Origin of the sequence: Kumtagia ephedrae, assembly GCF_003012745.1 — a bacterium.
GTDB lineage: Bacteria > Pseudomonadota > Alphaproteobacteria > Rhizobiales > Rhizobiaceae > Kumtagia > Kumtagia ephedrae.
In genome coordinates this window covers 78,713-92,209 of record NZ_PXYK01000008.1, presented here as the reverse complement: position 1 = coordinate 92,209, position 13,497 = coordinate 78,713, and the positions used below count along the sequence as shown (strand labels likewise).

At 68.5% G+C, this 13,497-nt stretch carries 11 protein-coding genes; 2 read left to right on the top strand and 9 right to left on the bottom strand.

What is annotated here, in order from left to right; genetic code table 11:
• Positions 1-280: 280 nt before the first annotated feature.
• Both fumC and C7I84_RS10350 read left to right on the top strand, forming a co-directional pair.
• Positions 281-1,678 carry a class II fumarate hydratase gene (gene fumC / locus C7I84_RS10355; RefSeq protein WP_106772098.1) on the top strand — a complete coding sequence of 466 codons (1,398 nt, stop codon included), beginning with the start codon at positions 281-283 and terminating at the stop codon, positions 1,676-1,678.
• A gap of 102 nt (positions 1,679-1,780) precedes the next feature.
• Positions 1,781-2,200: a DoxX family protein gene (locus C7I84_RS10350; protein WP_106772097.1), complete on the top strand. Its 420-nt coding sequence runs from the start codon at positions 1,781-1,783 to the stop codon at positions 2,198-2,200.
• 80 nt (positions 2,201-2,280) lie between these two features.
• Here C7I84_RS10350 and C7I84_RS10345 read toward each other — a convergent pair whose 3' ends face one another.
• The 9 genes from C7I84_RS10345 to C7I84_RS10305 all read right to left on the bottom strand — a co-directional run bounded on the left by C7I84_RS10345 (position 2,281) and on the right by C7I84_RS10305 (position 13,495).
• Positions 2,281-3,786, bottom strand: coding sequence for an aldehyde dehydrogenase family protein (locus tag C7I84_RS10345; protein WP_106772096.1), 1,506 nt, complete (start codon positions 3,784-3,786; stop codon positions 2,281-2,283).
• Complete coding sequence (locus tag C7I84_RS10340) at positions 3,783-4,319, bottom strand: (2Fe-2S)-binding protein (protein WP_106772095.1); 537 nt, start codon at positions 4,317-4,319, stop codon at positions 3,783-3,785. Before C7I84_RS10340 ends, C7I84_RS10345 begins: the two co-directional genes overlap by 4 nt.
• Positions 4,319-7,453 carry a molybdopterin cofactor-binding domain-containing protein gene (locus C7I84_RS10335; protein WP_106772180.1) on the bottom strand — a complete coding sequence of 1,045 codons (3,135 nt, stop codon included), beginning with the start codon at positions 7,451-7,453 and terminating at the stop codon, positions 4,319-4,321. Before C7I84_RS10335 ends, C7I84_RS10340 begins: the two co-directional genes overlap by 1 nt.
• A gap of 17 nt (positions 7,454-7,470) precedes the next feature.
• Positions 7,471-8,337 (bottom strand): aromatic ring-hydroxylating oxygenase subunit alpha, encoded by an 867-nt coding sequence (locus tag C7I84_RS10330; RefSeq protein ID WP_106772094.1) that lies wholly within the window; start codon positions 8,335-8,337, stop codon positions 7,471-7,473.
• Positions 8,334-9,731, bottom strand: coding sequence for an amidohydrolase family protein (locus C7I84_RS10325; protein WP_106772093.1), 1,398 nt, complete (start codon positions 9,729-9,731; stop codon positions 8,334-8,336). Before C7I84_RS10325 ends, C7I84_RS10330 begins: the two co-directional genes overlap by 4 nt.
• The gene (locus tag C7I84_RS10320; RefSeq protein ID WP_106772092.1) at positions 9,728-11,335 is read right to left on the bottom strand and encodes a GMC family oxidoreductase; all 1,608 of its coding nucleotides are present in this window, start codon (positions 11,333-11,335) and stop codon (positions 9,728-9,730) included. The genes C7I84_RS10325 and C7I84_RS10320 overlap by 4 nt, the downstream gene beginning before the upstream one ends.
• A 23-nt stretch (positions 11,336-11,358) precedes the next feature.
• Positions 11,359-11,967, bottom strand: coding sequence for a thiamine pyrophosphate-dependent enzyme (locus C7I84_RS10315; RefSeq protein ID WP_106772091.1), 609 nt, complete (start codon positions 11,965-11,967; stop codon positions 11,359-11,361).
• A complete protein-coding gene (locus C7I84_RS10310; RefSeq protein WP_106772090.1) occupies positions 11,964-12,464 on the bottom strand; it encodes a thiamine pyrophosphate-binding protein in 501 nt (166 codons plus the stop codon). Before C7I84_RS10310 ends, C7I84_RS10315 begins: the two co-directional genes overlap by 4 nt.
• Positions 12,465-12,574: 110 nt before the next feature.
• Positions 12,575-13,495 carry a LysR family transcriptional regulator gene (locus C7I84_RS10305; RefSeq protein WP_106772089.1) on the bottom strand — a complete coding sequence of 307 codons (921 nt, stop codon included), beginning with the start codon at positions 13,493-13,495 and terminating at the stop codon, positions 12,575-12,577.
• Positions 13,496-13,497 lie beyond the last annotated feature (2 nt).

Here is a 13,497-nt window from a genome sequence, read left to right as displayed (position 1 = left end):
CTGCAACCTTTTCGCCGGCTGCGCATTGTGCTGGTGTCCAAAGCAGTTCGAAAGAATGCTGAGGACAAAAAGGGCGCCTCCAGCACTGTAACAGGTGCAGGAGGCGTTCTTTATGGTGCTCCGATAAAGCTCCCCGGTGCCGGCAGCGAAAGCTCCCCTGCCCGCTGCCCAGGCCTTTCCGATATCTAACCGATTTGGTTCCCGCCGTTGCCCACTCCGCCCTTGAAGCCCGTTGTGCAACGCGGTAGCGATGCCGCGCGCAAAAAGCACGGAGGCGACTGTGAGCGAGACATCCACGCGGACCGAGACGGACACGTTCGGCCCGATCGAGGTTGCGGGAGACCGCTACTGGGGCGCCCAGGCGCAGCGCTCGCTCGGCAACTTCAAGATCGGCTGGGAGAAGCAGCCGCTGTCGGTGGTGCGCGCGCTCGGCATCGTCAAGCGCGCAGCGGCGGAGGCCAACATGGCGCTCGGCAAGCTCGACGCAAAGATCGGCGGCGCCATCATCACCGCCGCGCAGGAGGTGATCGACGGCAAGCTCGACGAGCATTTCCCGCTGGTCGTGTGGCAGACCGGCTCCGGCACGCAGTCCAACATGAACGCCAACGAGGTGATCTCGAACCGCGCCATCGAACTGCTCGGCGGCGAGATGGGCTCGAAGAAGCCGGTCCATCCCAACGACCACGTCAACATGAGCCAGTCGTCGAACGACACCTATCCGACGGCCATGCACATCGCCTGCGCCGAGCGCATCATCCACGACCTGCTGCCGGCCCTGAAGCACCTGCACGGCGCGCTCGACGCGAAGGCGAAGGAATTCGCGCACATCGTCAAGATCGGCCGCACGCACACGCAGGACGCCACCCCCCTGACGCTCGGCCAGGAGTTTTCCGGCTATGCCGCGCAGGTCGCCTCGTCGATCAAGCGCATCGAGACGACGCTGCCCGGCCTGCAGGAACTGGCGCAGGGCGGCACGGCGGTCGGCACCGGGCTGAACGCGCCGATCGGCTTCGCGGAAAAGGTGGCCGAGCGCATCGCCGCCATCACCGGCATTTCCTTCGTCAGCGCTCCCAACAAGTTCGAGGCGCTGGCAGCGCACGATTCCATGGTGTTCTCGCACGGCGCCATCAACTCGGCCGCCGCCGCGCTGTTCAAGATCGCCAACGACATCCGCCTGCTCGGCTCCGGCCCCCGCTCGGGCCTCGGCGAACTGTCGCTGCCGGAGAACGAGCCGGGCTCGTCGATCATGCCGGGCAAGGTGAACCCCACCCAGTGCGAGGCGCTCACCCAAGTCTGCATCCAGGTGATGGGCAACAATTCCACCATCACCTTCGCCGGCAGCCAGGGGCATTTCGAGCTCAACGTCTACAATCCGCTGATGGCCTACAATTTCCTCCAGTCCGTGCAGTTGTTGAGCGACGCGGCGGTCTCCTTCACCGACAATTGCGTGGTCGGCATCGAGGCTCGCGAGGACAACATCAAGGCAGCACTTGAGCGCTCGCTGATGCTGGTGACGGCCCTGGCGCCGACCATAGGCTACGACAACGCCGCCAAGATCGCCAAGACCGCGCACAAGAACGGCACCACGCTGCGCGAAGAGGCGCTGGCGACGGGACTGGTCAGCGGCGAGGACTACGACCGGATCGTGCGGCCGGAGGAGATGACGCGGCCGGGGTAACTTGTTCCAAAAGTGAACGATGTGTCGACGTTTTCGTCTCTTCTGTGAACGATGGCGCCGATCTATGTTGCCGGTGGATTCAACCCATCGGAGCGCTTCCCCATGTCCATCAACTCTTCCGTCGCCGCGCAGCCCACGGCGGCCGCCGGCGCGATCGTCGCCGTCGGCCGCGTACTGCTGTCGCTGATGTTCATCTACGCCGGCTTCGGCAAGCTGATCGACATCGGCGGCACCGCCGGCTGGTTCGGCAGCATCGGCCTGCCGCTGCCGACGATCCTGGCTGTGCTGGTCGGCCTGCTCGAGTTCTTCGGCGGCCTCGCCATCCTCGTCGGCTACAAGACACGCATCGCCGCGTTGGCGATCGCCGCCTTCACCATCGGCGCCACGCTGATCGCGCACACCAACCTCGCCGACCAGGTGCAGCAGCTGTTCTTCCTGAAGAACCTGTCGGTCACCGGCGGGCTGCTGGTGCTTGCCGGCCTCGGCGCCGGATCGCTGTCGGTCGACGCCCGGCGCGGCTGATCTTTCCGCACATTCCTCGAAGGCCCGGCTTCGTCCGGGCCTTTTTCGTCTTCACCCGCCACTGTCGATGTGCGTCCAGTCTAGATCAGCGCGCAGACGGTCTTGCTCTCCAGATAGTTCTCGAGCCCGGGCGCGCCGTTCTCGTATCCCCAGCCCGACTGCTTGTGGCCACCCTTGGGCAGCTCGGGCGAGAAATAGGAATGGCAGTTGATCCAGACCGTGCCCGAGCGGATGCGGGCGGCGAGGCGGTGCGCCGCCGAAAGGTCGCGCGTCCACACGCTGGCGGCAAGCCCGTAAGGCGAATCGTTGGCCCAGGAGACAGCCTCGTCGACCTCATCGAAGGGCGAGACGGCGACGACCGGGCCAAAAATCTCCTCGCGCATCATGCGCATGTCCTGGCTGACGCCGGTCACCACCGTCGGCTCGAAGAACGTGCCCGACCGCGTACCGCCGGCCACGATGTCGGCGCCCGCCGCCCTGCCCTCCTCGACATAGGACGCGACCCTCTGCGCCTGGACGGCGTTGACCAGCGGACCGAGTGCGGTCTCGGGATCGAGCCCGTGGCCAAGCTGCTGCTTCGCGGCTTCGCGGGCCAGGCCCTCGATCAGCCGGTCGGCGATCGAGCGATGGGCGTAGACACGCGACCCGGCGACACACACCTGGCCGGCATTGGCGAAGATGCCGCGCGCCACGCCTTCGATGGCAAGCTCCATCTCCGCATCGGGCATGACGATGGCCGGCGACTTGCCGCCGAGCTCCAGCGTCAGCTTCTTCAGATTGCCCCGTGCCGCCGCCACGATCAGCTTGCCCACCTCGGTCGAGCCGGTGAAAGCGACCTTGTCGACGTCGGGATGCGCCGCGAGGGCCGCCCCGACTGTCTCGCCGAAGCCGGTGACGATGTTGACGACACCGTCCGGCAGGCCGGCCTCGATCAGCAGCTCGCCGAGCCGCAGAGCGGTGAGCGAAGTCTCCTCCGCCGGCTTCAGCACCACCGTGCAGCCGGCGGCGAACGCCGGCGCGAGCTTCATGGCGGCCATCAGCAGCGGCGAGTTCCAGGGCGTGATTGCCGCGACGACGCCGATGGGCTCACGTGTCGTATAGGCGAAGATCTTTCGGCCGGCGGGCTGGTGGGCGATCGAGGTCGGGATGGTCGTGCCGAGGATTTTTGTGGCGAAGCCCGCGAAATAGCGGAACTGCTCCGCCGCCGCCGGTATCTCGCCGAAGCGGGCGGTGCGCAGCGATTTCCCCTGGTCCAGCGTCTCAAGCTCGGAAAGTTCATCGGCGTGCGCATCGATCAACTCGGCGACCCGCCACAGCAGCTTGCCGCGCGCGGACGGCGTCATGTCGCGCCAGACCTTATCCTCGAAGGCATACCGCGCCGCCGCCACCGCCCGGTCGCAGTCCTCCGCCGTGCCGCGCGCCAGCCGGGCGAGATGCCGGCCGCTCGCGGGATCGAAACTGTCGAAGGTGTCGCCTTCGGAAGCGTCGCACCATCGGCCGGCAATGAGATGCCGCTTGGCCGGCGTGGCGAGGAAGGATTTTACGCCGGGGTGGGCGGGCTCGCTGTTACGGATGACGATGGTCATTGGCTCGCTTCGACGGTCTGAGAGGCATCGGATTGTGACCCGTCGGACGGCACGTCCCGGTCAGGTTCGGCCAGCACCCTGGCCGCGGCCATCGCTCCCCGCAGGATCGAGCGATAGCCCGTGCAGCGGCAGATGTTGCCTTCCAGCGCGGCGCGGATGTCCTGCTCCTGGGCGCCCGGGTGGTCGCGCAGGTAGGCGGTAAGTACGACAACGAAGCCGGAGGCGCAGTAGCCGCACTGGAAGGCATTCGCTTCGGCGAGCGCCTGCCGGACGGTTTTCGCGTGAGGCAAGGTTTCAAGGCCTTCCGGCGTGACGATGTCGGCGCCATCCATCTGCCACGCCATGACGAGGCAAGCGTTCACCGCCCTCCCGTCGATCAGCACCGCGCAGGCGCCGCAGCGGCCGATGCCGCAGGCCTTCTTGGCCGCGGTCAGTCCGAGCCTGTCGCGCAGAAAATCGATCAGTCGCGTATCCGGCGGCACCTCTGTCCGACGGTCCACGCCGTTCAGGCGAAAGGCGATCGGCTCCGCCATCAAGGCCTCTCCACGGCGTCGAGTATCCGTTCGGGATCGAAAGGCAGGCGCTCGGGCCAGAGGCCGATGGCGTCGGCCACCGCATTGGCGATCGCCGGCGTCACCGCGCCGATGCCGAGCTCGCCGACGCCGCGCGGGCCGAACGGATCGGCGGCATCGAGGTCTTCGAGCGCGAAAGTCGCCATGGATTCGGGCGTGTCGGCGATGCCAGGCAGCATGTAGGTATCGAAATTGCCGGTGAGATACCGGCCGTCGCGCATCGCCGCATCCTCGGTCAGCGTGAAGCCGAGGCCCTGGACGCCTCCGCCCTCGATCTGGCCGAGATAGGCGGCGACGTCGATCACCGGCCCTGCCGCCGTATGCTGGTGGAGGTCGAGCACCCTGACCCGGCCGGTGATGCGGTTCACCGCGACACGCGCCAGAGTCGCGCCGAAGGCGAAGATCAGCCGCGCATTGCCCTCGAAATAGTCGCTCTTGGGGAATTCGAAACTCGTGGCGGCCGAAGGCAGCTGGTCCGGCGGCAGTGCCCTAGCGAGTTCGGCGAAGGTCAGCAGCAACTCGCCACTGTTCGAATGCAGCTCCACGATCCCGCCCGGCGCGATCGCCAGACCTTGCCGATCGCGGCCGAGCATAGCCCCGGCAGCGGAAAGCATCTTCGCGGCAAGGACAGGCGCCGTCGTCTCGGCGACCCGCCACACCACATGCGCGCCGCGAGCGGCGGTGGTCGATCCGGATTCGGGGGCCTTCGCCGTGTCGCCGGTCAGCGGCCGGACGTCGTCACGCCCGCAGCCGAGCGCGGCCGCCACCGCCGACTGGATGGAGGTCAGCAGGCCCTGTCCCATCTCGTCGAGACCGAGCAGCGCCTCGATCGCCCCGTCAGGCGCCAGCCTCAGGGCGCCGCCGGCCGGATCGGGCGGTATCGTGCCGAGCCCGGTGCCCTGGTGGTTCATGGCCATGCCGACGCCGATGATCTCGGTACTGTCGCCCGAGAGACCCCGCGGCGTCAGCCAGATCGGATCGGCCGCTGCCGCGTCCAGCATCTCGCGCAGCCGCTCGGTCGGCGCCACCGTCTGGCCGAGATAGCCCGGCATTCCCGGCTGGCGCAGGTTGCGCCTGCGAATCTCGACCGGATCGAGGCCGCAGGCATCGGCCAGCCGGTCCATCTGGCATTCGACCGCATAGGCCATCTGGTTGGCGCCGAATCCCCGGAACGCCCCGCAGACGCCGTTGTTGGTGTAGGCGAGCCGGCCGGTCGTCTGCACGTTGGCGACGACATACGGTCCGCAGGCATGCTCCAGCGCGGTTTCCAGCACGCCGGGCCCGAGCGAGGCATAGGCGCCGGCATCGGCGATCACGTCCACCTGCTGCGCGCCGAGCCGGCCGTCGGCGTCGCAGGCAGTGCGCATTCGGATGGTCATCGGATTGCGCTTGGTCCCGGCAATGACGGATTCGGCGCGATCGAGCTGAAGCCGCACGGGACGGCTGGTCTTCAGGGCGAGCAGCGCCAGCGCCGGCTGGACGGTGAGCTCGTCCTTGCCGCCGAAGGCGCCGCCGGTCGGGCTGGTGACGACCCTGATCTTCTCCTCGGCCATGCCGAGGATGCGCGAAAGCTGCAGGCGGTCGCGGCGGCCATGCTGCCCGCCGGCGCAGACATTGAGCGTGCCGTCGGCATCGACGAAGGCATAGCCACCCTCGGTCTCCATGAAGCCGTGCATCTGGCGCGGCATTTCGTAGGTGGCCTCGACGACATGCGCCGCCCGCGCAAAACCGTGCGCGATGTCGCCGCGCCCGAAATTCAGGGACCGCCGGAGATTGCCCGTCTCATGCACGGGTTCAGCGCCGGCCACCAGCGCCTGTTCGGGATCAGCGACGACCGGCAGCGGCGCGTAGTCGACCTCGATCAGCGCGAGCGCACGCTCAGCGGTCTCGGCGTCGACTGCCGCCACCGCAGCGACGGCATCTCCCACATAGCGGACCTTGTCGAAACACAGCGCCGGCTGGTCCTGCACGACGATGCCGAAGGCGTTGCTGCCCGGCACGTCGCGGTGGGTGACGACGGCGGCGACGCCGGGCAGCGCCTCGGCGGCGCGGGTATCGATGCCGAGGATGCGGGCATGCGGGATGCCGGCGCGCAGGATGCGGCCGACCAGCATGCCCGGCGCGCGGCGGTCGGTGAGGTATTCGAGCCGGCCGGCGATTTTTGCCGGTCCGTCTGGGCGCACATGCCAGCGCGCGCCGGCGTCCGCCCGCGCCAGGACGAGTTCGCCAAGCGGCGGCTCGCAGGGCCGCGGGACTGGCCGCGGCCGATGCGGAACACGCCCCGGCAGCGTGCCGCCCAGCCCGTGCACGAAAGCGTTGGCGGCCACCTTGCGGCGGTAGCGGCCTGAACGGAAGGCATCGTCCGGCGCATCGACGGTTTGCTCGATCGCGGCATGCAGCGCGCGCCAGTCGACGTCCGCAAGCGCCTCGCCCGCAAGCAGCGCCTCTGCCTCGTGGAGGCGCGTGGGCGCTACGCCGCCGCCGACCGCGAGGCGCGCCGCGGTCACGACGCCGTCCGCTGTCTCGATCATTCCGGCGACGCCGACGACGCTCGGGGTGAAGGCGGCGCGCAAGCCGACCTTGCGGTGCGTCCAGCGCGCCGTGTCCTGGCCGAGAGGCACGATGACGGCTTCGACGATTGCGGGCTGGTCACGAGTCTCGGCCAGCCATTGCGACAGCGGTTTCCTGCCGCGCCCGGCTTGGGTGACGATCTCCAGGTCCGCGTCCAGCGCCAGCAGGGCCGGCAGCAGGCAGCCAGTGCGGCCGGCGACGTTGCCGCCGATGGTGGCCAGGTTGCGCACCGCCGGGCCGGCGGTTGCGCGCACTGCTGCCGCGAGTAGCGGCAGTGCCTCGCTGATCGTCCCGTCACGCTCCAGCGCGCCGAGCGAGGTCAGCGCGCCGATGCGAATTCCGCCGGCGGACCGCTCGATCCCGCGCAGCCCGGCGACACGGCCGAGGTCGATGAGCCGGTCCGGCCTCGGCAGGCCCTTCGCCCAGTCGAGCTGCAGGGCCGTGCCGCCGGCGACCAGCCGGGCGCTGCCCGTCGTGACGCAGGCCAAGGCCTCGGCAGCTGTAACCGGGCGGACGACTTGCATTCCGGCACAGGCCGTCGTCATGCGGCTCCCGCCGTCGTGCCGAAGCGTATGCCCTTTTCCTTCAGCCAGCGGCGATAAGCGATGGACGAGCTGTCGGCCCTGGTGGGGATCTCCGTGCGCGGCTCGAGCGGCAGGCGCAGCGGCCGCTGGTTCTCGACGATGATCCTGTCCTGCAGGAAGATGACCTGCTCGAAATTGAGCAGCGCCGTGTCGGTCGAGGTGCCGTCGACGAGATACATGACCGGCTGGGCACGGCACAGATCCTCCTCGATCGGCTGGATGAACAGGGCGATCGCGTCCAGCCGGTCGGGAGCGGTCGGGCAGACCCGGTAGAGCATGACGACGAAGGGACTGGGCACCCGGTAGGTGAGATGGACGAAATCGCCGGCGCTTTCGGTGGCGGCGATGCGCGGCTGGAAGAAGGTGCAGTTGGTGGCCCACACCTCGTCGACGTCGCGGCGAATCTCGCTGACGTAGGACGGCACCTCGGTGTGCGGCTCGGAACCCAGGATGTCGGTGTGGACAAAGGGGAAATGCGCCATGTCGAGAAAGTTCTCGACCACCCGCAACCCGGACGCGCGCATTTTCACCCAGCCGCACGGCACGAAGCGGCGGTCCGGCTCGGCGGCTTCGGCGATGTCGAACAGGCCCTTGTTCGGCCGGCCGAGCGTCGTCCAGAGGCAGCCGTAGCGCTCCTGCACTAGCAGAGATGGCCCCCTGGCGCCGTGATCGAGGATCTCGCGGGCGACAGGCATCCCCGATTTGTCCCGGAAAAGCTCGATATCCTGCCCCAGAAGCCGTGTTTTTACGGGCGTCTTTCGCAGTTTCGCACCGGTTTCAACCGCATACCACTCGTCCAGCGCCGCCCGATCCGTCGTTTTCATCGATCGCTTCCCTCGGCTTCCTGCGTCCACTGCCGGGTGCCGCTCTGATGCTCGGCCAGCCAGGCGGCGCGGCGGGCAAACAGGCCGGGCGCGACCATGTGGATTTCGGCGATGATCTCGTTCACGTCCGCGGTCTTCAGAACGCCGTCGTCGACGACGATCCTGCCGTCGATCATGGTCATGGCGACGTCGCCGCCGCGCACCGCATGCACGAGGTTGTGCTGGAGGTTGAAGTACGGCCCTTCGCCGAAGACCGGCGTCATGCGCGGCGTGTCGGTCCTGACGGCGATGATGTCGGCGCGCTTGCCTGGCTCGATCGAGCCGATCTCGTGATCGAGGCCGATCGCCCGCGCGCCGGTGATCGTTGCCATGCGCAGCACCTGCCAGCTGTCCATGGCGGCGGCGTCGAGGTCCTTCAGCTTGCCGAGCAGCGAGGCGACCTTCATCTCCTCGAACATGTCGAAATTATTGTTCTCCTTCTCGCCGTCGGTGCCTATGCCGACCGGCACGCCGGCCGCCAGCATCTCGCCGATCCGCGCGATGCCGCTGGCGAGCTTCATGTTGGAGACGGGATTGTGGGCGACCGACACGCGCCGCCGGGCGATCAGCTCGATCTCGGCCGAGTCGAGCCACACCCCGTGGGCGATCATGGCGCGCGGCGTCTCGAAGAAGCCGAGATCGTCGAGGACGAACATCGGCCGCTTGCCGTAGCGCCTGTCGAATTCCGCCAGTTCGATCTCGGCTTCGCTGCAATGGGTGTGGAAGCCGGTGCGGTGCTTTTTCGCCATGTCGACGGCGCGCCGCTGCCCGGCCTCGTCGGCGTAGAACAGGTGCTCCAGGCCGACCCAGACGTTGACGCGCCCGCCGGCCTTGCCGTGCCACGTCTCGATCATCGCCTCGTTCATGTCGAGCGTGTCGAAATAGCCGTAGTCGGGATGTGCACCGACGTAAGGCACGGCGACGAGGCGGTTGCCGATCGCTTCGGCCGCCCTGGCGCTGCCGTCCATGAAGCGCCACATGTCGACCACTGTGGTGGTGCCGCCGAGCACGGATTCGGCATAGCAGAGCCACGACGCGGCCTCCGCCTCGTGCGCCTGCAGCATCCGGTGCATCGGGTTGATGTGCAGCGTCAGCCAGTCCCACACCGGCAGGTGCTCGGCGGTGCCGCGCAAAAAACCGGAATGGGCATGCGCGTTGACCAGGCCCGGCATCAGCACGCTGTTGACGATTTTCTTGACCGGCACCGAGGGATGCGTCTGCGCGAGATCTGCGAGCCTGCCGACCCCAGCGATACGGCCGTGCTCGATCAGGACCGCGCCGCCGGCGAGCACGCGGTTCCGGGCATCCATGGTGAGTAAATGATCGCCCGCCAGGATCATGCTCTCGGCACTCATGGCAGTTCCTCCGTCCTTGTCCGGCGTCCGACATGCAAGTTGCGCGCCGGTTCGAGCAGGAAGTCGGCGGCCCGTTCGCCGATCATGGTCGCCGGCGCATGGGTGTTGCAGGTCGGAATGACGGGAATGACCGAGGCGTCGGCGACGTGCAGCCCGTCGATGCCGCGCAGCGCCAGCCGGCTGTCGACAACGGCCAGCTCGTCCTCGCCCATCCGGCAGGTGCCGCAGGCGTGGAAGAAGGTCGAGCAGGCGGAGCGGATGAAGGCGACCGTCTCCCGCCGGTCGAGGCGGCGCGCCGGCGCGGCGTGGCCGGCGAACCAGTCGCGAAAGGCGGCGGTGCCGGTGAGCGCCATGACAAAGTCCACTGCGTCGATCAGGTCGGCGACGTCCTCGGGCTCGGCGAGGAAATTGGGCTGGATCTCCATCGGCGCGTCGGGTTCGGCGCCGAGCAGGCGCAGATGGCCGCGGCTGCGCGAGCGCATCAGCCCGGCGCCGATGGCGAAGACGTCGCCGGAAAGGTCGTGCGCGGCCGCCGCTTCCGCCGTGGCGCTCGGCCCCTGCACCGGAAAGGCGTGGGCGTTGGCCTGGGCCAGGCCGGCCTGCGTCTTCCAGTTGACCATGGTGCCGCCGCCATTGCCGCGCACCGGGCCGAGCGGCCTTTTGGCGCGGAAGTTGATCGCCTGGACGAGCGGATGGTCCTGCAGGTTCCGGCCCACGCCCGGCAAGGCGTGCCTTGTGGCGATGCCGAGGCTGCCGAGATCGGCGGGGTCGCCGATGCCCGACAGCATCAGCAGGCGCGGCGTGCCGATCGCACCGAGCGCCAGCACGACGCCTTCCGCCGCGCGGGTCTCGACGAGCGTACCCTCGTGCAAGTACTTCACCCCGATGCAGCGCCGGCCATCGATGCCGAGTTCGACCGCCGGTGAGTTCACGGCGACGGTCAGGTTTTCGCGCTCGAAGACCGGCCAGAGATAGCCGCGCGCCGAGCTGAAGCGGCTGCCGCCGGAGATGTTGAAGTCGGCAAGACCGGCGCCTTCGTTGTCGGCCCCATTGGCGTCATCGACCGCCGGCACGCCGAGTTCGCGCGCGCCTTCCACAAGGGCGAGCGGCACCGGATGCGGATCGGGATCGCGCTCGATGCGCAGCGGTCCACCCGCGCCGCGCCAGGCATTTTCTCCGCCCTGCCAGTCCTCGCAGCCCCGGAAATAGGGCAGCACGTCGGCAAAGCTCCAGCCGATCGCGCCGACCGCCTCCCAGGCGTCATAGTCGGCCGGATGGCCGCGATACCACAGCATGGCGTTGGTGGCCGACGAGCCGCCGAGCACGCGGCCGCGCGGAATGCCGATCGTGCGGCCGTCCACCAGAGGGGAAGGCGCGTAGTCGTAGCCCCAGTCGAAGCCGCTGCGGATCAGCGCCGTCCAGCGGGCCGGATCGTCGATGTCGGCGACGCCGATCCCCGCCGGCCCGGCTTCGATGAGCAGCACGTCTGCGCCGGCATCGACGAGGCGCCGCGTCACCGCCGCGCCGCCCGAGCCGGAGCCGACGACGATGTAGTCGTAGCCGCGCTTCAGCGATCTCGACGGAAGGAGTGGCGGGGGCGGCATGGACGGCAACGCGAGCACTCCGGTCAGTTGTGCTCGCTCGGGCCCATGATGACGATGCCCTCGGTGGCCTCGACATGGCGCACGAAGATGTACTTGTCCTCACGGCCGTCACTGTGCTTGCGCTTGATGTCGGGCTGCACGGTGCCGGAGACCTTGGCGACCACGACGAACGGCCCTTCGCTCGCCAGCCCTTCGGCGCACAGGCCGTCGAACTGCTCGACGGTGGTGGCCGTGTGGGCGTGGCGGATACCGGCGCCGCGGGCGATCGCCGCAAGGTCCACCCGGCCGAAGGCGGTGTGGGTGGGCGGCCCGCCGATCGACTGGTAGCACTCGTTGTCCCAGACGACGACGAACAGGTTCTTCGGCTGCTCGTTGCCGAGCGTGGCGAGTATGCCGAGGTTGAACAGCAGGCCGCCGTCGGTGTCGAGCGAGACGATGCGGCGATGCGGCAGGCCGGCCGCCAGACCCAGCGCCTGCGGCGTCACGCAGCCGAGCTGCTGCTGGAACAGGCTGGCCTCGCGCATGTGCGGGGCGGCGTTGTACCATTCGTCGACGCTGCCGCCGAGCGACAGGATGACCAGCTCGTCCTTCAGCCGGGCGGCCAGCGCCTTCATGCAATCGAAGCGCTTCATCGCACCACCTCTCCGCCGAGCGCCACCGCCGAGTGATAGTAGGAGGCGTAGGACCAGGAATAGGCATCGGCGATCGCCTGCTCGATGCCGGCTTCCTCGCGCACGACGCGGTAAGGGATGCGCAGCGCGTCGAGCACCGGCTCCATGGTGATGCCGTGCGGAATGGCCCACCAGTTGTTCTCGCCGAGCTCGCCGCGATAGCTCATCAGCATCACTACGGGTATGCCGGCGCCGAGCCCCATGCGCGCCAGCGGCTCGACGGAGGCGCGCAGGCCGGAATTCTCCATCACCAGCGCCGCCCGCTTGCCCGACAGGAACACGCCGCCGCAGATCGCCGCGCCTTCGCCCTCGTTGGTGACGCGGATCGTGCGGATGTCGGGATCGGCGTCGAGCGCGGGGTAAAGCTCCTTGAATAGCGAATCCGGCAGGTAGCAGACGATGCTGACACCCGCCTTCTTCAGCCCGCGAATGACGGCGTCGACTGCGCTCTGCTTCATCGATGTCTCTCCATGCGGCTGAGATTCGCAGAAGCAGGCTGTTCCGGATAGGACAAATGTCCGCGCGATTGTGATGCGTCAAACGCAACAACTTGGACGGCGGCGATCCCCTACCGTGCCAGCCCCTCGACCGTACGGGCGAGCTGGGCGGCGAATGCCGAGGCCGCGTCCGACATCTCGCGCTCCGGCCGGGTCAGCAGCATCAGCCGGCGCGGCGGTATCTTCGTGTCGCGCAGCGGCACGAAGATCAGCGTGCCGTCGGCGATCTCCGGCTCGACGCCGATGCGCGTCTGCAGCACGGTACCGAGCTTCATCCTCGCCAGCTCGATCATCAGCCCGATCGAATTGGTACGCGAGCGCCGGGTCAGGTCGATGATCGAGCGGCTGATCGCCTCCTCCACGGAAAGGCCGAGCGCGAGGCTGCCGTCGGACAGGATCACCTGCTCGCCGGAGAGGTCGAACAGCTTCAGCTCCTTGCGGCCGGCAAAGCGACTGCCCGGATGGGTGACCACCCCCAGCGGCAGCGGCACGGCAGCGATCCGGCGCACGCTGCGCGGCACGCGCACGTCGAAGGCGAGCGCCAGGTCGCAATCGCCCTCGGCGACCGCGTCGCAGGCCTGCTGCGACGCCGCCACCCGCACGTCGACGGTGATCAGCGGATGGCGTGCCCAGAATTCGGCGAGTGCCGCCGGCATCAGGCCGCGCGCCACGCTCTCAACCACGGTGACCGAAACGGCGCCGCGGTTCAGCCCGCGCAGGTCGTTGATCTCCGACCAGGCGCGCGCCAGCTCGGTGGTGCTGTGGCGGGCGTGGTAGAGCAGCAGCTCGCCGGCGCTGGTCAGCTTCAGCCGCTGCCGGACGCGCTCAAACAGCGGCGTGCCGATCTCATCCTCGAGCCCCTTGATCACCCGGCTGATCGAGGACGGGGCGACGTTGAGCACCTGTGCCGTCTGGCGGATCGAGCCCAGCCGCGCGACCAGCTGGAAATAGTGGATGCGCGGGGAGACCAGGCCGAGCCGGTAGAGGTCCATCG